The organism is Anabaena sp. WA102 (genome assembly GCF_001277295.1).
GTDB classification, from domain to species: domain Bacteria; phylum Cyanobacteriota; class Cyanobacteriia; order Cyanobacteriales; family Nostocaceae; genus Dolichospermum; species Dolichospermum heterosporum.
Map to the genome: position 1 here is coordinate 4,891,767 of NZ_CP011456.1, position 21,446 is coordinate 4,913,212.

22 protein-coding genes and 1 pseudogene are annotated in these 21,446 nt (G+C 39.4%); 10 read left to right on the forward strand and 13 right to left on the reverse strand.

Annotation, left to right across the window (positions count from 1 at the left end; all coding sequences use genetic code 11):
• Nucleotides 1–311: 311 nt before the first annotated feature.
• A complete protein-coding gene (locus tag AA650_RS21445; RefSeq protein ID WP_039201322.1) occupies nt 312–1,181 on the forward strand; it encodes a branched-chain amino acid ABC transporter permease in 870 nt (289 codons plus the stop codon).
• 21 nt (nt 1,182–1,202) lie between these two features.
• Here AA650_RS21445 and psaX read toward each other — a convergent pair whose 3' ends face one another.
• On the reverse strand, nt 1,203–1,322 hold the full coding sequence (gene psaX, locus AA650_RS21450; RefSeq protein WP_028083170.1) for a photosystem I protein PsaX: 120 nt from the start codon (nt 1,320–1,322) through the stop codon (nt 1,203–1,205).
• A 156-nt stretch (nt 1,323–1,478) separates the two neighbouring features.
• Between psaX and AA650_RS28315 the strand changes: the two genes are divergently transcribed.
• Nucleotides 1,479–1,661 carry a hypothetical protein gene (locus tag AA650_RS28315; RefSeq protein WP_152608850.1) on the forward strand — a complete coding sequence of 61 codons (183 nt, stop codon included), beginning with the start codon at nt 1,479–1,481 and terminating at the stop codon, nt 1,659–1,661.
• A gap of 280 nt (nt 1,662–1,941) precedes the next feature.
• Here AA650_RS28315 and lipA read toward each other — a convergent pair whose 3' ends face one another.
• Nucleotides 1,942–2,838, reverse strand: coding sequence for a lipoyl synthase (lipA, locus tag AA650_RS21455; RefSeq protein ID WP_053540589.1), 897 nt, complete (start codon nt 2,836–2,838; stop codon nt 1,942–1,944).
• An 896-nt stretch (nt 2,839–3,734) separates the two neighbouring features.
• On the opposite strand from lipA, the gene AA650_RS21460 reads away from it, so the two are divergent.
• Nucleotides 3,735–4,307 carry a response regulator gene (locus tag AA650_RS21460; protein ID WP_053540590.1) on the forward strand — a complete coding sequence of 191 codons (573 nt, stop codon included), beginning with the start codon at nt 3,735–3,737 and terminating at the stop codon, nt 4,305–4,307.
• 773 nt (nt 4,308–5,080) lie between these two features.
• Here the strand turns inward: AA650_RS21460 and AA650_RS21465 are convergent.
• Nucleotides 5,081–5,479, reverse strand: a pseudogene (locus tag AA650_RS21465) (transposase); the annotation flags it as partial.
• A 69-nt stretch (nt 5,480–5,548) separates the two neighbouring features.
• On the opposite strand from AA650_RS21465, the gene AA650_RS21470 reads away from it, so the two are divergent.
• Nucleotides 5,549–6,394: an IS4 family transposase gene (locus tag AA650_RS21470; protein WP_442853948.1), complete on the forward strand. Its 846-nt coding sequence runs from the start codon at nt 5,549–5,551 to the stop codon at nt 6,392–6,394.
• A gap of 347 nt (nt 6,395–6,741) precedes the next feature.
• On the opposite strand, the gene AA650_RS21475 is transcribed toward AA650_RS21470, so the two are convergent.
• A complete protein-coding gene (locus AA650_RS21475) occupies nt 6,742–8,304 on the reverse strand; it encodes an NAD(P)H-quinone oxidoreductase subunit N (RefSeq protein ID WP_053540592.1) in 1,563 nt (520 codons plus the stop codon).
• A 234-nt stretch (nt 8,305–8,538) separates the two neighbouring features.
• A complete protein-coding gene (locus tag AA650_RS21480) occupies nt 8,539–9,165 on the reverse strand; it encodes a Uma2 family endonuclease (RefSeq protein ID WP_053540593.1) in 627 nt (208 codons plus the stop codon).
• Nucleotides 9,166–9,677: 512 nt separating this feature from the next.
• On the opposite strand from AA650_RS21480, the gene AA650_RS21485 reads away from it, so the two are divergent.
• Together AA650_RS21485 and AA650_RS21490 are read left to right on the forward strand one after the other, a co-directional pair.
• Nucleotides 9,678–10,913 (forward strand): AAA family ATPase, encoded by a 1,236-nt coding sequence (locus tag AA650_RS21485; RefSeq protein ID WP_053540594.1) that lies wholly within the window; start codon nt 9,678–9,680, stop codon nt 10,911–10,913.
• Entirely contained in the window at nt 10,906–11,481 is a 576-nt protein-coding gene (locus AA650_RS21490) for a DUF4276 family protein (protein ID WP_053540595.1), read from the forward strand. Before AA650_RS21485 ends, AA650_RS21490 begins: the two co-directional genes overlap by 8 nt.
• A gap of 193 nt (nt 11,482–11,674) precedes the next feature.
• Here AA650_RS21490 and AA650_RS21495 read toward each other — a convergent pair whose 3' ends face one another.
• The 4 genes from AA650_RS21495 to AA650_RS21510 all read right to left on the reverse strand — a co-directional run bounded on the left by AA650_RS21495 (nt 11,675) and on the right by AA650_RS21510 (nt 13,328).
• Nucleotides 11,675–11,860 (reverse strand): type II toxin-antitoxin system HicA family toxin, encoded by a 186-nt coding sequence (locus AA650_RS21495; RefSeq protein WP_053540596.1) that lies wholly within the window; start codon nt 11,858–11,860, stop codon nt 11,675–11,677.
• The gene (locus AA650_RS21500; RefSeq protein WP_039203329.1) at nt 11,860–12,141 is read right to left on the reverse strand and encodes a type II toxin-antitoxin system HicB family antitoxin; all 282 of its coding nucleotides are present in this window, start codon (nt 12,139–12,141) and stop codon (nt 11,860–11,862) included. The genes AA650_RS21495 and AA650_RS21500 overlap by 1 nt, the downstream gene beginning before the upstream one ends.
• 517 nt (nt 12,142–12,658) lie before the next feature.
• Nucleotides 12,659–13,078, reverse strand: coding sequence for a type II toxin-antitoxin system VapC family toxin (locus AA650_RS21505; protein WP_053540597.1), 420 nt, complete (start codon nt 13,076–13,078; stop codon nt 12,659–12,661).
• Entirely contained in the window at nt 13,065–13,328 is a 264-nt protein-coding gene (locus AA650_RS21510) for a ribbon-helix-helix protein, CopG family (protein WP_039203355.1), read from the reverse strand. The genes AA650_RS21505 and AA650_RS21510 overlap by 14 nt, the downstream gene beginning before the upstream one ends.
• Nucleotides 13,329–13,519: 191 nt before the next feature.
• Between AA650_RS21510 and AA650_RS21515 the strand changes: the two genes are divergently transcribed.
• On the forward strand, nt 13,520–13,930 hold the full coding sequence (locus tag AA650_RS21515) for a hypothetical protein (RefSeq protein ID WP_039203326.1): 411 nt from the start codon (nt 13,520–13,522) through the stop codon (nt 13,928–13,930).
• On the opposite strand, the gene AA650_RS21520 is transcribed toward AA650_RS21515, so the two are convergent.
• From AA650_RS21520 to AA650_RS21535, 4 genes are all read right to left on the reverse strand, one after another.
• Entirely contained in the window at nt 13,927–16,617 is a 2,691-nt protein-coding gene (locus AA650_RS21520) for a CHAT domain-containing protein (RefSeq protein WP_199924320.1), read from the reverse strand. The two genes, AA650_RS21515 and AA650_RS21520, sit on opposite strands and share 4 nt — an antisense overlap.
• 94 nt (nt 16,618–16,711) lie before the next feature.
• Nucleotides 16,712–16,921: a hypothetical protein gene (locus tag AA650_RS21525; protein ID WP_199924321.1), complete on the reverse strand. Its 210-nt coding sequence runs from the start codon at nt 16,919–16,921 to the stop codon at nt 16,712–16,714.
• 122 nt (nt 16,922–17,043) lie between these two features.
• On the reverse strand, nt 17,044–18,618 hold the full coding sequence (locus AA650_RS21530) for a group II intron reverse transcriptase/maturase (RefSeq protein ID WP_053538715.1): 1,575 nt from the start codon (nt 18,616–18,618) through the stop codon (nt 17,044–17,046).
• A 534-nt stretch (nt 18,619–19,152) separates the two neighbouring features.
• Nucleotides 19,153–19,332: a hypothetical protein gene (locus AA650_RS21535; RefSeq protein ID WP_053540598.1), complete on the reverse strand. Its 180-nt coding sequence runs from the start codon at nt 19,330–19,332 to the stop codon at nt 19,153–19,155.
• A gap of 222 nt (nt 19,333–19,554) precedes the next feature.
• Here AA650_RS21535 and AA650_RS21540 point away from each other — a divergent pair, with 222 nt between their 5' ends.
• Genes AA650_RS21540 through AA650_RS21550 form a run of 3 tightly spaced genes read left to right on the forward strand, consistent with a single transcriptional unit; the run spans nt 19,555 to nt 21,020 of the window.
• Nucleotides 19,555–19,878 carry a hypothetical protein gene (locus tag AA650_RS21540; RefSeq protein WP_053540599.1) on the forward strand — a complete coding sequence of 108 codons (324 nt, stop codon included), beginning with the start codon at nt 19,555–19,557 and terminating at the stop codon, nt 19,876–19,878.
• Complete coding sequence (locus AA650_RS21545; protein WP_053540600.1) at nt 19,856–20,326, forward strand: PIN domain-containing protein; 471 nt, start codon at nt 19,856–19,858, stop codon at nt 20,324–20,326. Before AA650_RS21540 ends, AA650_RS21545 begins: the two co-directional genes overlap by 23 nt.
• Nucleotides 20,327–20,378: 52 nt before the next feature.
• Entirely contained in the window at nt 20,379–21,020 is a 642-nt protein-coding gene (locus AA650_RS21550) for a hypothetical protein (protein WP_053540601.1), read from the forward strand.
• Nucleotides 21,021–21,446: the final 426 nt, after the last annotated feature.

Sequence of the window (21,446 nt, forward strand, 5' to 3'; positions counted from 1 at the left end):
TCCTCCAGTAATTTACAGTCGGGTAAAAAATTGCTGGTGCTGATGATTAACCACGCTTTTATTCCTTAAAACCAAACTGTGTAAAGAAACGTAAAATCGCCCAAACCCTCTTCACTCTTGCCTCTTGCCTTTTGCCTTGCCATAACGACAATTTTCAACGCCAACCTACTTATTAACCTGCAAGTGCTTTTTTAGATGACCCATAAACGGCATTTCTGAATGTGACGGAGATCCTAAAGATGATTGGATACAATCATTTACTGAATAACAACTTCAAAAATTCACAATAATTTCACCATAACTTCATATTTATGGATATTACACAATTTGCTCAATTAATTATCAACGGTATCGCTGTCGGTAGCATTATCGCCTTAGCAGCAGTAGGACTGACCTTAACCTATGGGATTTTGCGGTTGTCTAATTTTGCCCACGGTGATTTTCTCACATTAGGAGCTTATTTGACTCTCATGGTCAATGCTATGGGTCTAAATATTTGGTTGTCAATGATTGTGGCTACCGTGGGAACTGTGGGAGGAATGTTACTAGCAGAAAAATTGCTATGGTCAAAAATGCGGTCTATCCGTGCTAGTTCGACAACACTGATTATTATCTCTATCGGTCTAGCTTTATTTCTCCGCAATGGGATTATTTTTCTCTGGGGAGGTAAAAACCAAAATTATAATTTGCCCGTGATTCCGGCTTTAGAATTTGGGACTTTAAAAGTACCGCAAAATCAATTATTGGTACTGGGATTAGCTATTTTGGCGATTTTATCGCTACACTACTTGCTACAAAATACGAAAATTGGTAAGGCAATGCGGGCAGTAGCTGATGATTTAGATTTAGCTAGAGTATCTGGTATTAATGTTGATAGGGTAATTTTGTGGACTTGGGTAATTGCTGGGACATTCACTTCTTTAGGTGGGAGTATGTACGGGCTAATTACAGCAGTGCGTCCAAATATGGGTTGGTTTTTGATTTTACCTTTGTTTGCTTCAGTGATTTTGGGGGGAATTGGTAATCCTTATGGAGCGATCGCCGCCGCCTTTATTATTGGTATTGCCCAAGAAGTTAGCACCCCCTGGCTAGGTTCACAGTACAAACAAGGTATAGCTCTACTAATCATGATTGTGGTGCTGCTTATTCGTCCCAAAGGTTTATTTAAAGGCACGATTTAAACAGCACCGATCTAGTTCTAACTATTCAATGATGTGGAAGTAGTAAGCTGCTACCAAAAAGTTAACAGCCAAAAGTAACAACGCCCAGCCAGTACGGAAAGCGTAGGAAGGTTTAGCAGCGGGTTTGCCTTTAGCAGTCATAAGCGGTTCTCCTAATTTAGTGACTTTTTAAGAAATAGCAAACTCACGCGCCAATTTTGCAAATTCTTTAAAAATATTTTTGTAACCCACATTCCGCAGGTGTTTTTTGAATTTTCGGAATTATCCATAACCCAATGATAACAAGGCTTTCAGACAATGACACGCAATTCTATATTAGAGCGATGCCTTCGGCGCGGCGTAGCCATCGCCGATATATTTAAAGCTCGAATCAAGTTTATTGAGAATAATGTCAATAAATTAGTTGGTTTGAGATTAAATTCATTGAATACCGACCTAGATAGCAAAAAGCATGAACTGGTTATTATGATTGGGTTTTAGCTGTTTTATGAAATTCTTTTTTTGACAAAATAACCTGCTGGGAAAAATATTTTGAGTATATTTACTCATGCTGAATGTGGGTTGTAAGGTTGGTTAGTTGTCAGTTGTCCGTTGTCAGTTGTCCCTTGTCCGTTGTCATCAGTAAAATTCCTCTCCCCGCTCCCCTACTCCCCCTACTCCCCCTGCCCCCCTACTCCCCCTACTCCCCCTACTCCCCCTACTCCCCCTACTCCCCCTACTCCCCCTACTCCCCCTACTCCCCCTACTCCCCCTACTCCCCCTACTCCTCCCCAGCGTGATAGGAACTGCGAACCAGGGGACCGGAACGGACGTGATTAAATCCCATTTCCTTGGCTATATTGCCCAGTTCTGTAAATTCCGCTGGAGTCCAATATTTTTTAACAGGTAGATGGTCTAAAGAAGGACGCATATATTGACCAATGGTGAGGCGATCGCATTTTACAGATCGCAAATCCGCCATTGTCTCAATTAATTCCTCCATAGTTTCTCCATGTCCCACCATGACACCTGACTTCGTAGGAAGCTGATCATTCAACTCCTTAACCGTCGCTAATACAGCCAACGAACGGTCATATTTTGCCCCTCGGCGCACAGTTGGAGTTAACCTACGGACTGTTTCGACATTATGGTTAAAACAAGCCGGTTGAGCCTGAATAATCATCGCTAAACTGTGACATTGGACTGCCACACCCCCACCACCCCAAAAATCCGATGTCAGCACCTCAATTTGAGTATCGGGATTCATCTGGCGAATAGTCTCCATTGTCCTCACAAAATGACCAGCCCCCCCATCAGCCAAGTCATCACGGGCGACAGAAGTTAATACCACATACCGCAACCCTAAAAGCCGTACTGATTCTGCCACCTTTTGGGGTTCTTCCTCATCCAACGCCATTGGCGCATGACCCTTATCTACCTGACAAAAAGCACAAGCGCGGGTACAAGTTGGACCCATTAATAAAAAAGTCGCCGTTTTTTGGGCGTAGCATTCACCCCGATTCGGACAACGCCCTTCTTCACAAATTGTGTGAATTTGTCGCTGCTTAATGATACGTTGGACAGTAGAGATTTCACTGGCTTTGCCGATGGGACGACGCAACCAGCTAGGCATAGTCATAATTTCTGACTTGATATCAACTTGTTGTGGAGAATTCATAAGAATACCCGGTAAGTGGGAAACGAGCGTGGCTTTAGCCCTGAGAGGGAAACGGCACGAGCAGTTCGACAAGTGTTACAGTGAGCTTGCCGAACTGCTCACTGACCACGGTTTTAACCGCCTTGAATATTTTTTCATTACCGCCTTGGAGTTGGGAAATTCGGGGTACTTTTGTAATGCACTTTCAACGGGACAATTACCGATTCAAAATTCTCAACTCTGTACGCATAATGTTTTGCTCACTCATAGCCTCTCATTTCTGGGGTAATGTTAGCTAGATGCCTCCGGCACGCTGGCGCGAACGACCAGTTATAAGAGCTTTTTAGACTTGCAACACTATTTCAGTGACCTTAAAACTGTTTAATTGCAAATGACAGAGCAGGGAACTAGCTATGCCTGACGGCACGCTGGCGCGAACGCATTCGGTGGGTGTCGTGACTCAAATAACGGCTACCCTTCGACTCCCTTCGACTTCGCTCAGGGCAAGCCGCTCAGGGTGGTCTGGTCAGCACGGCTTGCTTGATTACTCTTGCAAGCCCAGTCCCTTTAGGGCTGGGTTACTGACATAACGATTTGTTAATTAGGCAAAAAGTAAGAGCGCGTAATGACTATTTACATAGAGGTACTGTAATTCCAGATATACCCCAAACTGAGAAGTTAGACTAATAAATCTTTCACTACACAGGATATTAGTTGTGTGTAGTCTACCTACACAACTATGATACAAATTGATCAAAACATCAGTGAAAGTTTCCTACAACTCCTGTGATTTCGGAAATTTATGTCAGAAAATACTCCCCCCCAATCTACATAAATTTTGGATATAGTGAGAGAATTCTTAAAAGCACTCGGCAACCAGCCATCTAAACATAAAATTTTTAGTAGAGTAATCAGTTGTGGCAAGTAACAAAATTTTAGTTATTGACGACACTACCGTTGTCAGGGTAAAAGTACGAGAAATGTTACCACCAGGTAATTTTGAGGTGATAGAAGCCAAGGATGGGTTAGAAGGATACAACCTCATCCTCAAGGAAAAAGTCAGCTTGATCATGCTAGATTTTTTGTTGCCAAAAATGAGTGGTTGGGAAGTTTTCCAGAAAATCCAGGCTCAACCAGAATTGCGGAAAATTCCTTTGGTAATCATGTCAGGACGCAAGGAAGAGGTAACGGAAAAATTTGTAGAACCATTTGAATATTTTGAATTTTTAGGCAAACCTTTTGATCAAAAGCAACTCGTTGGCGCTATCAAGTCAGCAATGCTGAAGTCGAAAAAGGAGCGTCTAGACTTAAATATACCCCCAGTGAATCCTGCAAATAAACAGCCTGCCCCAGTTGCTATAAATGCCGTAGATTCATCTGCTGAGATCAAATTACTAAATGATAAAATTATCAAGATGCAAGGAGAAATTGATAACTTGAAGAAACAGCTTAATCAAGTTGTGACTTTTATTAAACAGAAAATTAAGTAATTTTTTCTTTGGTAATGCCAAATTAAAATGAAACTACATAGGGTTTGCTGAAAAAGTTGTCTGTGAGGGCTAGAAGTTCAGGAGTATGGCTAACGCCACGCTTCGCTATCAGGAGGATTTAGAAGAAGTTAGAAGTAATATCAAGTCTGGAAAATTGAACGATTTTTGATGCTATGATCACACTTTCCTTGCACCTCATTTATCTTTCATACAGATGAAACTCTTCATGCGTCTGGGTTATAGGTTTATTCAGCAAGCCCTACATAGAATAAGATTTCAAAAATTATTAAGGAATGTGGATTAAATAACTTACAATTCTAAATGTTGTTGTGGTTTAGCAGTATAGTTCCACTGTGGCAAAAAATCATCAAAGAAAATCTCCATTGTTTCTTTAAAACCCTCAGCAACTTTCTTACCCCACATTCCGCACCCTTGACTGTCACAAACGGTGATTACGGAGGTAAATTGATGAAAAATGAGTAAAAGAATACATTTATCTATAAAAAAACAAATTTTAGATAGGAAAATTGATTCAGATACATTCTCAATAAGAAGCAATAAAGAATGAGGGTGGTTTCTGGCAGAAAATATAATATAATTTTATTGTTAGTCTATCAAGACTTAATCATAACTTATATCCTTCTAGAAATAAACTTAAAAACAGCATTAAAACTTAAACTCATTAATAAAATCAATGAGTCAAATTCAGAAATGTTGAATAGCGTAATAAAACTTTACATATTGAAATAAACTTAGCCTATAAGTGCTATTTTTCATCTTATCCAAATAAGTTTTCTAAACCAATGAACATAACTTATTTCCTGACACATATAGGACTGAAGATAACGGAGTTTATCTAATAAAGTTTTGCCAAATTCTTGCGGTATTTCTATTAGTTGCAATATCAAATAAGCGATTAAACAGCACATTATCTGAATTCTAATTCCATTCTCATTCTTTGTCATAAGTCTGTCTAACTTGAGGTGCATTTTTAAGAATTTCCATAACAATTCAATTTGCCATCTTTGTATGTAAATTTCCATAATCTCTTGATTACTAACTTGCTCTTCTCCTTCATTTAATAAGTTTGTTGCTAAACGAAATTCACTCTTAGTTTCTATATCACAAAATGCTACTACTCTAATTTCCACTTCTCTTTCATCTTTGCCAACTTCTGGGAAATTCTTTAAGCGCATAATTTGATAATTCTTTATCTAGATTTTTTTAGATTGTATCAAATTATGGTACTTTTTTTTAATCTTTTCCTAACATTCAACACTTCTGCCCTACCACTATATTGGGAAACATTAAATCATGTCGGAAATAGTAATTTACAAACACAGAAAAGATTAATAAAGACAGCAATAAAGTTGTTAAAAAAATGTCGAATTGTGGTGTTAGCAGACAGAGAATTTCATAGTCCAAAACTGGCTAAATGGCTTGATGAGCAAGGAGTTTACTTCGCTTTACGCCAGAAGAAAAACCTTTATTTTCAAGAAAAACCTGAACAAGAATATCAAGTTCTTAAAAATCAAGGATTTAAGCCAGGAATGTCGAGATTTTATGAAAAAGTTAAATGTGGTAAAGGGGATGAATTAGGCTTATTTAATATCGCTGTTTATTGGAAGAGAAAATATCGGAACTCTGGACCAAAAGAACCTTGGTATATCTTGACGAATCTACCAACTCTCCAACAAACTTTATGCCTCTATAGATGTCGATGGGGAATTGAGCAATTCTTTAAGGATTGTAAAACTGGTGGTTATAATTTAGAGGATACTAAAGTAAATGAAACTCGCTTTTTAGCTTTAGTATTATTGATTGTCATTGCTTATAGTTTAGCCACTATGCACGGTCAACGGATGAAAAAATTAGGTATAGAGACTTATGCCGGACGTATTCAACAACATCAGGACAAGTACCCACGTCAAAGTGATTTTAGCTTTGCTCTCTACGGACAACTATGGATTTATGGTATGGAATTATGGGCTGATTTAGCTCTGAATTTAATCAATCTCAAGCCTCATAAACGCCTCTTTTTTCAACGGGGCTTTCAGGCTCTATCCCTTATGAAACAAGCTCTTTAGCCGCCTTGTCACCCGTTAAGGTTTTTTATAGTCATTGAGGATAAAGCTTTCAATGATTCTGGACTAGGTTTTCCATTACAATCACCTCAGAATCAAAATTTTGTACTTAGTCGTTTTATTGACTATATATCTGCTTTAATAGTAATTATTCCTATTTAGCCTCAATAAATTTTAATCACCCCTCACAGGTATTAGTTCTTATGTACTAAATATATTGCTTTCCTTGGGGTGTGACACTTGGGGGTGCGGAATGTGGTATTATTGCTGTTTAATAATAAAAATGGGTAATTGAATATTGAAGACTAGCTTCATTACCAATTACCCATTACCGATTATTTAGGAATAACTTACAATTCCTGTAACTCCTTATTTGTAATAACACTAGCTTGTGTACTAGCAACTTTTGCTGCTTGCAACATGGGAGTGTTAGTAACAGAATTATTAGCTAAAGTAAACAAGGGATTGGATAAGATTCCAGAAATGGTAGTAGCTATTAAAGTTACTATCAAACCTACTTGTAAAGGTCTCAGTCCTGGTAAATCCCAACGCACTTGGGGATAATTCTTCACCACGTCGGACATTTCTTGGGGTTCTTTGACTACCATCATCTTAACTACGCGAATGTAGTAATAGATAGAAACCACACTGGTAACTAAACCGAGTAAAACTAACCAGTAAAGACCAGCTTGCCAACCTGCCCAAAATAAGTAAATCTTCCCGAAAAAGCCGGCTAGTGGGGGAATACCACCCAATGATAAGAGAGAAATACTCAAACCCAGTGTTAAAAGTGGGTCTTTTTGATACAAACCAGAGTATTCAGAAATTTGATCTGTTCCTGTTCGCAAAGAGAACAATACTACGCAACTAAAGCCGCACAGGTTCATAAACAGGTACACCAGTAGATAGAAAATCATACTGGAATAGCCGGCATCAGTTCCCGCAATTAAGCCAATCATCACAAACCCAGCTTGGGCAATGGATGAGTAAGCTAACATCCGTTTCATGCTAGTTTGGGCTAGGGCGACAACGTTACCCAGTACCATACTTAGCACCGCAAGGGCGGTGAAAACAAATCTCCACTCATCTGCCACGATAGGGAAAACGGTGGTCAAGAGACGGATAGCTAGGGCAAGTCCTGCGGCTTTAGAACCAACGGATAAAAAGGCGATAACTGGAGTTGGTGCGCCTTCATAAACGTCCGGTGTCCATTGGTGGAAGGGTGCAGCGGAGATTTTGAAACCAATACCCGCAATCACGAAAACCAGAGCAATTACTAAACCCAGGGATTGACCAACATTCGCTGTAGCGATACCTTGAGCGATCGCACTTAGTTCTGTTTGTCCACCGGATAACCCATACAGCAGGGAGACACCATACAAAAATACCGCTGTACTGGAAGCACCAATTAACAGGTATTTCAACGCTGCTTCATTGGAACGGGGGTCACGTTTTGTATAACCTGTCAACAAATAAGAGGAAATACTCAGGGCTTCTAGGGAGATGAAAATCATCACCAACTCATTAGCACCGGATAAAAACATTCCTCCCAAAGTCGCAGTCATCAAAATGGCAATAAATTCGGCTAAAGGCGTACCACTTTGTTCGACGTAGCGAATTGACATCAATATTGTTGACATTGCTGACAGGGCGATAATCCCCCGAAAGACAATACTCAGGTCGTCACCATTAAAGCTACCAGTAAAGGCAATGGGGTTAGTAGTATCCCATTGGAAGTATAGAGCAATAATCGCGGCTGTTAAACCAGCGATCGCTAGATATGCAATCCAGCGAGCAGATGTCCGTCCCAAAATCAAATCAACAATCAAAACCCCCAAGAGGGTAATCATGACGATTCCCTCTGGTAAAATCGTTCCAGCATTTAACTGGGATGCAAAATTAGCAAAATCCATGAGATATATAGGTTTTAGCGATTAAACATTAGAGATAACACAAGTTTATTCTATCCATACTTCTTGACTAAAATTGCATTGATCTTTCTATCTTTAACAGTTGGAAATTCGTATATTTGATTTTAGCTATCCGCAAATGTACCGCAATAACTCAAAATAAACAGTCGAGTACATAACTGAACTGTTCAGCGTGGGGCGATTTTCGGGAAGGAGTAAGCATGGCTTAAAAGCACTTTATCTGCCAGCCTTTAAAACTTGTTCGGCTGTCAGTTTGAAATTTGGGAATGTCAGCGAAGTAATGGGTTGATTGCCTCGAATCTGCTGAATTTCATACTCTCCTTTGACTAAGGTACAAATAGAAAGAGTAGGTTGTTTCGGTTTCCCAATATGTCGAGTCACACCTAGACCCGCATAATCCGCAATCCAATATTCAGGAATACCTAAAATTGCGTAGTCTTCGACTTTACGCGCATAATCGTTTTGCCAGTTGCTACTAACTACTTCCATCACAAATTTAATCGAACTGCCCAGCGTGAGGATTGATTGGTCATTCCAAAGTAGTTCTTTCGCAAGTTCATTGCGGTCAACAACCATAACATCAGGTCGAAATGCTGTCATACCCAAGTTGGAAGGACGTAGCAATCCTCGCTGAAGGACAAACCAATTTAAACCTATTGCATCAATTTGGGCGCAGATTTTTGTGGTGGTAAAAGCTGAAACTTCTTCATGGTAGCCTGTTGGTTCCAAATCAAACACCTCTCCATCAATCAATTCGTAGCGGTTACTGTCACCATAACGGACGATAAAATCGCTAAAACTTAGTAACTGCTGTTGTGCTTGTCTTTCGGTTGCAATGGTCATAGGTCAACTTAGCCCCATCAATATCATCACTTTAGCATTTTTGCTAAATCCATATTTTTTTTAAAATAGTAACAGTAGGATGTGTTAGCGTAGCGCATAATAATTACAAACTAATCATAATTAAAAGCAAAAAAGCGCGTCAAGCAACGCACCTTACAGCGACTACTGATATCTCTAAGCGATCGCCGTCAAAGAATAACAGACCATGAACCGGAAAATTAAAGTTATTGCTAATAGCTTGTTAGCAGTAATTGTGGCTCATTCCTGTGAGTCGTGATTATTAGGCGATAGCGAAGCGCGACCTAGAAATCGCCCTGATCGTCTCAGCCGCACTCAATACTCAAGATATCACGATTGTAATCTTCACCCACGAGCTAGATATCGCGCCCAAACAATAGTGTAATATCTTTGTCCAAAATGGACTAATTGCGAGCTAAACTACTTTAACAACGATAGACATATTCGGCTAAAATTTAAGCAAGATCGTTTAGTATTGGAAAGGAAATTCTATTTTGTCCAACCCAGATTCCAACACAAATCAGCCTCGCCTTTTATCTTTTACCCTTGACGGTTGGTCTGTCTTAGGTAGTCGAGTTACTGTTTCTTTAGAGGATGGTGTTGCCGTATTAGTTGGTCGCAATGGGGCTGGAAAGTCAGCTATTCTTGAAGGGTTTGAAGCAATCTCATTATGTGCGATTGGTAGGTTTAATCCACTTGTGTATGATGGCGAAAGTTTTCCTAAAATATTAGAAATCGAAATTTTGACTCCGACTGCTCGTAGACTTGAATATAGGTATGAATTTACAACTCTTGCTAGTTCTGATGATGATCTGAATTTTGATGACTCCGATGACTCCATAGATGAAAAATCAGAAGTAAGTCGTTTCTCCTGGAATGATTACTGTCGATATATTAATGAAGAAGAAGATCATCTTTGGACTACTGATAATGGGGTGACAACTTTTCATACTGGGGATAGTCCAATTATCACTGTTCTTGGGAATACGCACTCTCTCCGACAATCGCTCCCAAAAACCTCCCCAATCAAGCTACCTGACGAAATGCTTTGGGTTTATTCTGTTTTGGGAGGAGTTCGCTTACTAGGGAAAGCTTCTATTAGACAAAGGACTAGACGACAACCATCACAACTAAGAGTATCAAGCAAAGGTATTTCTACTCGTTCTTTCAGTTTAGGTGATATTCTAGCTCGAAAAATACTACGTCTTATTGGCAAGGATGATCTATGCGAGCTTGAAAGCATCTGTCAGCGAGTTGGACTTGGCAGCAAGATATCTGAACAAAAGTTTATTTTAAGCAGAGACTCTGGAGAGAAAATTGAAAATGAAGAAGAAGAATATATTTCTTCGGTATTGCTAGATGGAGTTAATATAGGGTTATTATCTGATGGAACACTCCGAGTCTTGTCGATTCTTATTGAAATAATTGCCTCATCTCCTAATACGACGACAATAATTGAAGAACCTGAGACACAAATCCATCCTGCTATGCTTGCAAAGTTACTGAATGAAATCGAGACCTACTCTTTTGGAGAAAATTTGATTCTTTCGACTCACTCACCGCAAGTCGTTTCATGGACTAGTCCAGACAAAATTATTCTAGTTCATCGAGATAATGGACAAACATTTGTTCGGAAATTAGGCGATGATCAGATTCACAATGTTATTGAATACCTCTCTGAAGATGGTGAATTAGGCGAATGGATTTACAGTGGTATTCTCGATGAGTAATCTTAAGATCGCCTTAATTGCTGAGGATAATACAGACTGTGAAGCAATTCGTACAATTGTCCATCGTGTCCTTGGGGCAGAAGTCACAACCAAAAAATGGGCTTCTAAGGGTTGTAGTTCATTAACAAAAAAGCTAAGAGCAAAGCTGAAATTACTTTCCACTGAAGGTTGTAATATTTTTATTGTCGTTCATGATTTGGATCGTAATCCTCAGAATGGTTCCCTCAACAATGAGCGAGCATTGCGCTCAAAATTAGAAGAATTATCTTCTGAAATTGAAAGTCTTAAAAAACATATCTGTATTCCCATTGAAGAGTTAGAAGCTTGGTTCTGGTCTGATCCAGAAGTTATCAAATATCTTGGTGGTGAAAAAGGTAAAGCACATCCTAACCCTCACGAAATTAAATCTCCTAAAGAAAAACTAATAGAATTGTCGGTTGGAGAAAATAGAAAGCCTCGTTACAGTACCAACATGAATGTTGAGTTAGCAGAGAGACTAAATCTAAATATATGTTCCGATCGCTGCGCTTCGTTTAAGAATCTCCTTAATTTCTTGCGATCGCTCTGAAAAGATTATGATCGCTATTACTGTAAGTCGTGATTTTTAGGCGATAGCGAAGCGCGACCTAGGAATCGCTTCAATTATCTATCTGTTAAATATTTACTGAGGGCGATAGCGAAGCGCGACCTAGGAATCGCTATTCCTGTGAGTTGTGATTTTCAGGACTAGGGATCGCTTTTTATTGGTTTTAGGAGGCGATTTAAGGTTCAGGTATCTCCAACTGACGACAAATTCTAAAAACGGTAAAGTCAACAATCTCTCTATGACGAGGAATTGCTGTACGACGACCGTTAAGGGGATTTTCCCAAATAGAATGTTCGCTTCCTTCTCTTAATAAATAACAGCCATGTTGACTGAGGTGACGTAACAAATCTCGACGTTTCATTAAGCTACAAAACTAGGAACAACTTGAACATGATTTGCTGCTGAGAAAATCAAATAAATTGGTTCCTCTAAATCCGCTTCGGGTTCCGTTAATTGTTCATTCGGCAACGGTAAAGATTCTCCCTGAGATAAATAAACCTCTGCCATATCAACTAATGCACTCGCCAAAGAACGACGGACTATAGATAAATCTTCTCCCCAAGAAATCGCTCCAGGAAAGTCTAATACTTCCCCATGAACTCCCTTGTCTAAAAACTTATACATTGCCTTATAAGTAAGCATGATTTATGTATCCTAGAGCAATAAACAATTCTCCTATTTTGACACTCTCCGGTCTAAAGACGCGGAGATTCTATAGAGAGTTTCAGTCTATATCCCTCAGTTATCCCAGTTTCAGGCATTGCCTTAAATATTTGGGTTCTTGCCCTGATTTCGTTTGCCCTGGCGGGTGAAATCATATCTGACAAGCGTAACTTTCCGAGAGTCCCTCGGTAGCTTTTTATGTCTTTAGTGACAATTTAGTTGTATCACGAATATGGATTAAAATTTGAAATAATTTCAAATTTTCAAATTAACGTCAATGCAGGATAAAGGAAAGCCTCTAGCCTTCATCTCTTGTCTAAAGCCCAAATGTGGCTGACTCAGTCAGCCACATTTTCAAGGGTTTTTGGCGTTCTTCCTTATAAAACACAGGCAATTGTGATGGCCAGTTTTTTTGGAGATGAGAGGCGATAGCGAACGCATTGCGTCCCGGAGAGAACTAGCGCGACCTAGTAATCGCTAATTTATAGCATTACTTTCAGTTAATAGACATCAAATTCTCAAAAGGATGACGATTTTTCCAGCGGTAAGTATTAAAGTCCCGAAAATCAACAGATAAAATCCGCCCATGCCCCAAATGTTCGGCAAGAATAATCAATGAAGCGTCCGCTAAATCCATTGGCAGGGAAATATATTGATTCATCAATTCACTGATTCTTTTCCCATCTTGAACCTTGAGATCAAAAACCTCAAAAGCACCAATTTCTAAGCTATGAATAAACGTCTGTTGAGCATTTGTGCCTGTACGTTTCAAGAGAATATGACAAGCTTCCGTAATCACACACCATGTTGTCACCAGAGGCTCATCAATCGTATCTAGAACTTCTTGAGCGAGAACATGATAATCATCACGGCGATTGATTAATGCTATCCAAAAGCCAGAATCAACGATGACCATATTTTTCGTTAAGACTTTCAGTGAGATATTGTTTGTAATTAACCGACAAATCAGAGTCCCCTTCGGCACAACCAATCAGCCCTGATTCTCTAAGGAGTTGCAAAGGTTTTACAGGGGATTCTTGATGTAATTTTTCATAATAAAGATCGATCGCCACTTTCATAATGTCAGACACACCTTGATTTGTCCGCTGGCGAATGTAATTAAACTTATTAGCGCGATCGCTATCGAGCCTTGCATTAACCCTCATATTTTTGTTTGTCATAACTCTGTATGACAATACTATAGCTCAAAAAATTCAAGGTTAAGTAGTTCTCAAATAGTTTCCTCATGGGGCGATAGCGAAGCGCTCCGTCGGAATCGCTATTCTATCGTGGTTTGTTATTCTCAAGGGTAATTAATGGGATAATATCAAAAAAAGACTTATCAAAGGTAATGAATATGACAGATACAATCCAGTTAACATCAGAACAAATTGCAATATATCGCAGTGAACTAGCAGATAATTCTGATTTTTTAGCTGCACTTGATGTAATCGAAGAATGGGATGGAGATTTGGCGGATGCGGCTGAATCCATTGCTACTCGAAATGGCATTGAAGGAGTCGAAGATAACGCTGATATGCGTTGGTTTGTTATTGTTCTTAATAAATGTCGTGAATCTATTTGTCAGCAAAGATACGAAATTGTGCGAGAAAAAATTGTCCCTGCACTTATCCCTACGTTAACAGAGATGGTAGCAGCATCTTTTCTATGTCCCCCAGGTATTGCGACACTTTTATCAACTCCAATTGCTATTTATGTTCAAGAGGAAGGAATGGACAAGTTTTGTCAAATTTCCACCGATGACTAAACTCCTGTTGCTATAAATGCAGTCCAATAATAGGGACTTTCAAATGGATAGGGTTGACGTTTAACCGCAGCTTCTAATAAGTCTTTAAATTTATTGCGATCGCGTTTATTATCGGCAAATGCTTCAATTAATAATTTTTGAAATTCGGAGTTGTTTTTAATTCTTGCTAACTTCTTACTGGTGAGAGTTCTTAACCAGGTTTGAGTATTATTTAAAATAATAGCAATACTCCCTTGATCTTGGATAGAAATTCGTTTAAGATCGTGATAAAATTTAGTCATAAATAACGTTGTTGCTAGAGGATCTACTGTCCAAAGGGTGCTAACAACATTAGAACTCCCTGCAAATAGAAAACCACTGGGTAAACCGACATATTCATCACTGATACTATCAGCTTTACTTTCGATTATGCCACTTTCACAAGCGGAAAAAGTAACTAAACGACATTCTCTTAAATCAAGTTTTTCAAAGACTTCTGCTAGGGTTAGGTTAGCTGATTCTCCTAAGTTACCTTCTGGATCTGCTAACATTAAAGCGGAATCTCTAGGAGATTTATTATCAAATTTACCATGACAAGAAAAGTGAATACAATGGGATGCTTGTAATTCTTGACGACGGTTTTTTAGGGTTTGTTCTGATGCTTCTGATTCACCAATAATAATGGTTTTTTCAGCATCAAATCCTTGACTAATTCTCTCTATTTCTAGATTTGCTCCTAAGAGGGGTTTTAGTCCTTTTCTTGTTGGGTTTTTAATAGCAAAAAGACGATCAAAATTTTCACGTTGTGATGATTGTACCAGTTTTAAAAGTTGGCAACTGGGAACATATCCTACACCTTTAGAAAAGCTTTGATAGAGAAATCGTCCATTTTTTAGGGGTAAACAATGAAGGGGAATAATATGTAAAAACCAATGGGGAATGATGATTAAGCGTTTGCAGAATTGGGGAATCAGTTCTAAAAGTTCATCAATGTGGATAATTTCTGATAGTTGATTTAAACGAGAATTAAGATTATTAATCCACTCTGTTTTATTATTTTCATAAGCTTCACGATAATCTTTAATAAAATCAATCAATTTGTCTCTATCTGTTGTTGAAGATTGCCAAACTTTTAATTCTTGAGAAGTTACAATAAAGGCTAAAAATGTCTTCCCTGAAATATACCATTCTAAAATGGCAGTTTGTTGATCAATTAAGGATTGAATCTCAGTTAAGGGAATGGTTTGAACTTTTTGAGTTAAGCTAAAAGTGGGATCTATGGGGGTTATTTCACGGTCAATAAGTTGACTTAATTCTTGTTTTAAATGATTGAGGTGAGTATAGTCATTTAAGATGGGTTGTTTTTGTTGATCTAGGGTTAAAATTACTCCCCTATTGCGGTTTTGTTCTTGGATGGCTAACTGTTGTTCTTCCCCAATTATGGCACGACGGCGGCGATCTAATTCAGTTTTAATAGTTTGGGGGATATTACCTTTAGGATAGATATCTCGGTCGGTAAGCAATTGGACTAGATAGCGGGTTTTGCTGCGTTCAACGTATTCTAAGGCGCGATCTTTTTGATTGAGGTTGAGATGGGATTGAACTATGCCATGATAAACATCCATAGCATCGGAGAGGATTTCTTGTTGTCGTTGGGGGTTTAAGGCTTCGAGTCGTGTATTTTCTACTGCTTCGATGGCTAAGTTGTAGCCTTTGATGGCGGTTTCCCAGTCTTCGATCAGGTTCGCAGTATCTCCTAAGTTTCGTCCTGTTTGTAAACAGTTTATAGGAAAAGCAGTAGGGGTATATACTTTTAAAGACTGGTTTAATGATGCGATCGCTAACTCTAGATTATCTGCCTTTTTCCCAAAAATGTGATCTGCTAGATAAGCCATCCCCAGATTATTTTGCGACCTTGCCCATTCATAAGGAAAAGCTTCACGGGTATAGACTTCTAATGACAGGTTATAGGCTGCGATCGCTAACTCTAGATTATCTGCCTTTTTCCCAAAAATGTAATCTGCTAGATAAGCATTCCCCAGATTATTTTGCGACCTTGCCCATTCTTCACGAAAGGCTTTACGGGTATATATTTTTAAAGACTGCTTATAAGCTGCAATAGCTAACTCTAAATTATCTGCCTTTTTTCCAAAAATGCAATTTCTATAAGCTTCTCCCAGATTGTTTTGTGTTCCTGCCCATTCATAAGGAAATCTATCACGGGTTACTACTTCTAAAGACAGGTTATAAGCTGCGATCGCTAACTCTAGATTATCTACTCTTTTCTCTTTGATGCGTTGACTATAAGCATTTCCCAGATTATTTTGTGACTTTGCCCATTCATACGGAAAACCATCACGAGTATAGACTTCTAAAGAAAGGTTATAAGCTCTGATTGCTAACTCTAGATTATCTACTCTTTTCTCTTTGATACGATATAGATAAGCAGCACCCAGATTATTTTGTATCCTTGCCCATTCGTAACAAAAAGCATCACGGGTATATACTTCAAAGAGGGTGTGATAACCTGTAATGGCAATTTCCAGATTATTAGCTCGACTTCCCAAGGGAAACTGTGTAATATCAATACATAAATTTTCAATCACCCCAGCAATACCTTCCACTTCTTCAGCCGTCCCTTGAGCAAACCTATATCTAGCGTATTGGGTTCTTCGGTTATTTTTATGGAAAACCTGGTTCAAAATCATTGAAAGCCCTATTGTGTAGGCATTTCATTGAAAATATGGAAATAATTGTTTATAACCCTTGTCCCGTAAGGGTTTTGTTATCATCAATCCTCAATCACCATAAAAGAGACGCAAGAGCCGCGTATTGTTGCAACAGTTGAGCAAGAGTATCATTTAACAGATGTTGACAGCGTTCTAGGATGGGATAAACCACCGCAGGATCATTACTCTCTTCTTCTGCTTGTAAGACTTCCCATAAAAACTCCTGATATTCCTCTAGATTGACCGCTTGACGGTTGAAATATTGCCCCAACTGTTGCGCCATATTCCGTAACAAAGCGGCATGATCATTATTTCCTTGGGTTGAGTCGAGGGGGGATATTATTCCCCGCCCCTCTCAGTTAGATCCGGACGTGCCACTTTCACGGCATCCGGCTCCCGATGTTCTTAGCTTTCGCTTTTGCTCATGTGAATGTAATCGTGGCAGCTTTCGTGAATTGCTAGAAGGTTTTTAGTTTTCCAGTTTTGGTGGTTTCCATCTATATGATGTAAATGTACCTTCTCGTCACTGAGCATTTTTAACCCACAATGACCACATTTATGGCTTTGCCGTTTGAGGGCTTTAGAGGTGTTATTGTCATATAACTTACTATTGCGTTCGCTCCAGTAGGTTAAATCTCCATCGTAGGGTGATTTCTCACCTTTGACATTGATGTGTTTGTTTTCGGAGTAAGGAACTGTTGGGAATGCTTTCTTTATTAGCTCTTGGCTATTATGGCGATTCTGCTTAGTTTCCTTGTTAAATACCTTGAATGCTCTGTGATTGATGTGCCATAAGGAAAACTTCGACCCATCCATCTTGCAGAAGCGGTGGTAATTCCTCCAACCTCTGACTACAGGGGCTAATTTCTCAGCCTTTGTGGTAGCACCATAATTCGAGTTGTTGACGATGAATTTTACTTTCTTGCGGAAAGCTTTGAAGTTGTCCACTGAGGGAGTACATCTAAACTTTCCGTTTTTCTGGACTTTAAAATGCCAGCCCAGGAAATCAAATCCATCTGTCGCGGCGGTTAGCTTTGTCTTTTTCTCACTGACTTTCATTCCCCGCTCTGCTAGGAACTGACTGATTTTGTCAAGTATTTCTGTGGCATCGTCTTGAGGTCGGAGTATTATCACCATGTCATCCGCGTAACGGATTGTTGGCTCGACAATATCTCCATTTGAGGTCTTGTCTGTAATTCTGTAGCTAGATATACGGTGATATCTATGAATACTTTCAATCCCATTTAAGGCGATGTTAGCTAACAGTGGACTTACCACTCCTCCTTGGGGTGTTCCTTGTTCAGAAAACTCTGGATTGACTCCGGCTTTGAGACATCGGAATATTCCCTGTCTTATACTATAAGGAGCGATGAGTCTATCCATTATGGCGGTGTGGTTTATCCGGTCAAAGCATTTTTCAATATCGAGTTCTATAACTCGTTTATCTATTCCATTAGCTTTAGAGTTTAAGTTGTTGTACAGGTATCTCTGGGCATCATGTGCCGAGCGTCCCGTCCTAAAACCGTAGCTCCTAGCGTGGAAGGTTGCCTCATGTGCTGGTTCTAGTGCGTATTTGACAAGGCATTGATATGCCCTATCTGCAATAGTGGGGACTTTGAGAATCCGGGTTTTTCCGTCCTTTTTGGGGATGGGTATTTCACGTAATCCCTGGTGTTTCCAGTCGTTACCTTCGGTTCTAAGTTTTTCACTTAGTTCAAACCTTTGCTCGAATGAGAGCGCGGTTTTGCCGTCTATTCCCGCTGTCTTTTTCCCAGCATTTAGCTGTGTTACTTGACGGATAGCCAGTAATCTCGCTGCGGTTGATTTCAGAATCAGCTTTTGTAGGGACTTAGCTTTGCGCTTGTCGCCAACTTGAACAGCTTTGTACACGCGTTTTTGTAGGCGGAATAAGTTACGACGGAATTGCTTCCAAGGTAACGTTTTCCAGGATTCACTAGAGTTTTCTCTGTGTCTAATCATGCTCTGCTCCAATCTGTGTATTCTGAACACCTCCGACCAATTACGGTCTGTCCTACCCGAACTGAAGGAATTCCGCTGCTCGTCCAGCCTACTTATAGGGTTCGACCGCCCTTAGACCTTCAATCCGTTTTTATTCGTTCCCTCGGCTAGATTGTTAGTTCCGTTAGGTGTAGCCACTTCAACCACTGGATTCCCTAGACTCTTACCGCTATTGAAGAACGATGCGGCGGGAATTAGCTCCAGTAAAGTCAGGTGTTGTTGTTGTGTCCTGCTTTGGACTAGGTTGCTTTTTTAGGCTCTGTTTCACCGTAGGAACTCCCCGTTAACGCCAAGTGTCATCTCACAACAGATGTCTGATTGCGTCCTGTTCCCAGCTTCGACCTCCCGATACCGAGTCGGGTCATCGTGGGCAGATAGGGAGTCATACCTGAGTCTGGTAGATGGGACTTACACCCATATCAGACCGAGAGTTCAACCTTTTTTTCCATGATTGGATTGGGTTGGTTAGCTTATGTACGGACTGATTACCGTGATTCAGCTAACAACGAATCGCACTTGTTCTAACCATGTTGCATAGTTTTCCATCACCTGCAACAATTCTGGATCAATCAATTCCTGATTTGCTTGCAGAATATTATTGAGTTCCTCAACATCAGCACAAGCGAGCAACTTTTCAATTAAATTAATATAAGCTTGTAATCTGGCTTCATCCATAACCGTACCCTCCAACCCTAAATAGTTAAGATGGAATCTTAATCAATCAAATAATTACATAAATCATAGTTTAGCGTAACATTGCGTGATACCGAGCGATCATACTAAAGTTAAGTGGGGTTACATTACTGTGAGTCGTGATTTTTAGGCGATAGCGAAGCGCTCCGTGGGAATCGCATAACATAGAATAAAATTATAACTGACTTCAAAACAGCAAACTATATGCTAGAAGCAAATGTACGGGACAATCAAGAGCTTTCTGGGCTAATCCAACAAGCCAACTCTAAGGGAGAAGCGATCGCCTTAGTTCAAGAAGGGCAGCAAAAAGCAGTGCTGTTAAGTTTAGAAATGTTTCAATATTTGATAGGAATTAGTAATCGCCGAGAACAGCTATCAAACGAAGGATTTGCAACTATGTCCCATCAACTTTTTACCAAATCTGGCTATGACTCGACCGACAAAATTATGGAACTTATTCAGGACGTAAAACAAGAAATATCCACAGAAAGAGAGCAAAGGCTAAATGACAGTGAAATCAAGTTCTAGTCTACCCAAATCGGTATTTCTCGACACAAATATCTACATTCTGGGAGCGCTTGATTTAAACAGCGATGAAAGCAAAATTTTATCATTGCTAGTCAGTGATGAAAATAGCGATGAGCAAACTAGAGTTATCTTCTCTCAAGAACTTATCGATCAAATCTTACGAGTTGGTAAACGCTTGCAAAACAAAGACTGGTCAAGTGGTCTGTTAATAAGACTTTGGCAGCAATTGAAAGTAGATTTCATATTTGTAGAAGACCAAGATATTCAAGCGATAGCTGATGCTGGCATAATTCCCCGTGAAGATGCAGGTGTTTATCTAACTGCCAAGCAAGGAAAAGCAAAATGTTTTGTATCCAGAAATTACAAACTAATTCGCGCACTTGTCGAGCAAACTGAAGAATTTGAATGTTTCACTCCCAGCGAGTTTTTACAAAAATATGCCCCATAAGCTACGAGAACTAAACTTCTGAAATTCATGTAAATACTACAAGGATTTAACTGTGATTACAAATGCTAGTAGCCTTACCCTTAGCAATCTCCGTCAAACCTTTGGCTTGAGACTCGACACTAGCGATCGCTTTTTTGATGAATGGTTAAATAATTCACCAACACTAACCGAAGCGGAACTACAAGGACTAGATCGCCTCACTCGCAACTATAACTATCTCAGTCAAGAAGAAGCGCCCCTTGAAGAAATTGTTAAGCTTGTCGTGGTGTCGCCATTGCTAGATTTGGCTGGTTTCTATCAATTTCCTTTTTTGGTAAAAGCAGAAGTAAGTACCAGTATCGAAGTTGCTGATGAAGCTAATGCTATAGCGGTTCAAGGCAGAATTGATATTTTGGTAATCCAAGATAGTTTTTGGATTTTGGTAATCGAATCAAAACCTGCAAGGCTGGACGTTACCGCAGGAATTCCCCAAGCACTTACTTATTTGTTGAGCGCTCCTAATTTGCAGTCAAGTTGCTATGGAATGGTGACAAATGGCAGAGAAGTATTGTTTTTGAAATGCAATCGCCACCAAGATGTCCCTCAATATACGCGATCTCACACTTATCGGTTACTTGAAAATACAGCAGAACGTATTCAAGTTTTACAGGGGCTTAAACAAATTGGGGCTTATATTGGCAATTCAAGAAGTTAGGCAATGGCTCGAAGAATATTATCAGGTATTAAGACGCTCATAATCAAGCTTGTAGTTGTAATTTATATAATTTTAGCAATTCTTCATGTATAAGTTAATTTTGAGACAAGCCCTATAAAAAATGGCAAATGAGGAAAATTAAGCTAATTTAAAATTATTTATTTCCCCAATCCTTAACCACTGTCAGTCTTGTACCATTAAATTCCAGGGATATTTTACAAAGTATAGTCGTCAAATATGTACTAGATAAGTTAAAGATGGAAATAACTGACAAATTGACTCTCAAAGCTTGCTTCCAGCATTCTCATGTCTAATTCACCGCAACTGAAGTTGATAAAATTCCCCCCTGTTGGGTAGTTTGTGTAAGGATACAATCACTGCTTAGGCGTGGTATTTCATCTTGACATTTCGCAAAAATTAACCCAA

Coding starts and splice junctions, on each gene's coding strand:
- AA650_RS21445 (WP_039201322.1), top strand. CDS start 312: ATGGATATTACACAATTTGCTCAATTAATTATCAACGGTATCGCTGTC.
- psaX (WP_028083170.1), bottom strand. CDS start 1,322: ATGACTGCTAAAGGCAAACCCGCTGCTAAACCTTCCTACGCTTTCCGT.
- AA650_RS28315 (WP_152608850.1), top strand. CDS start 1,479: ATGACACGCAATTCTATATTAGAGCGATGCCTTCGGCGCGGCGTAGCC.
- lipA (WP_053540589.1), bottom strand. CDS start 2,838: ATGAATTCTCCACAACAAGTTGATATCAAGTCAGAAATTATGACTATG.
- AA650_RS21470 (WP_442853948.1), top strand. CDS start 5,549: ATGGTACTTTTTTTTAATCTTTTCCTAACATTCAACACTTCTGCCCTA.
- AA650_RS21475 (WP_053540592.1), bottom strand. CDS start 8,304: ATGGATTTTGCTAATTTTGCATCCCAGTTAAATGCTGGAACGATTTTA.
- AA650_RS21480 (WP_053540593.1), bottom strand. CDS start 9,165: ATGACCATTGCAACCGAAAGACAAGCACAACAGCAGTTACTAAGTTTT.
- AA650_RS21490 (WP_053540595.1), top strand. CDS start 10,906: ATGAGTAATCTTAAGATCGCCTTAATTGCTGAGGATAATACAGACTGT.
- AA650_RS21495 (WP_053540596.1), bottom strand. CDS start 11,860: ATGAAACGTCGAGATTTGTTACGTCACCTCAGTCAACATGGCTGTTAT.
- AA650_RS21500 (WP_039203329.1), bottom strand. CDS start 12,141: ATGCTTACTTATAAGGCAATGTATAAGTTTTTAGACAAGGGAGTTCAT.
- AA650_RS21505 (WP_053540597.1), bottom strand. CDS start 13,078: ATGGTCATCGTTGATTCTGGCTTTTGGATAGCATTAATCAATCGCCGT.
- AA650_RS21510 (WP_039203355.1), bottom strand. CDS start 13,328: ATGAGGGTTAATGCAAGGCTCGATAGCGATCGCGCTAATAAGTTTAAT.
- AA650_RS21515 (WP_039203326.1), top strand. CDS start 13,520: ATGACAGATACAATCCAGTTAACATCAGAACAAATTGCAATATATCGC.
- AA650_RS21520 (WP_199924320.1), bottom strand. CDS start 16,617: ATGATTTTGAACCAGGTTTTCCATAAAAATAACCGAAGAACCCAATAC.
- AA650_RS21525 (WP_199924321.1), bottom strand. CDS start 16,921: ATGGCGCAACAGTTGGGGCAATATTTCAACCGTCAAGCGGTCAATCTA.
- AA650_RS21530 (WP_053538715.1), bottom strand. CDS start 18,618: ATGATTAGACACAGAGAAAACTCTAGTGAATCCTGGAAAACGTTACCT.
- AA650_RS21535 (WP_053540598.1), bottom strand. CDS start 19,332: ATGGATGAAGCCAGATTACAAGCTTATATTAATTTAATTGAAAAGTTG.
- AA650_RS21540 (WP_053540599.1), top strand. CDS start 19,555: ATGCTAGAAGCAAATGTACGGGACAATCAAGAGCTTTCTGGGCTAATC.
- AA650_RS21545 (WP_053540600.1), top strand. CDS start 19,856: ATGACAGTGAAATCAAGTTCTAGTCTACCCAAATCGGTATTTCTCGAC.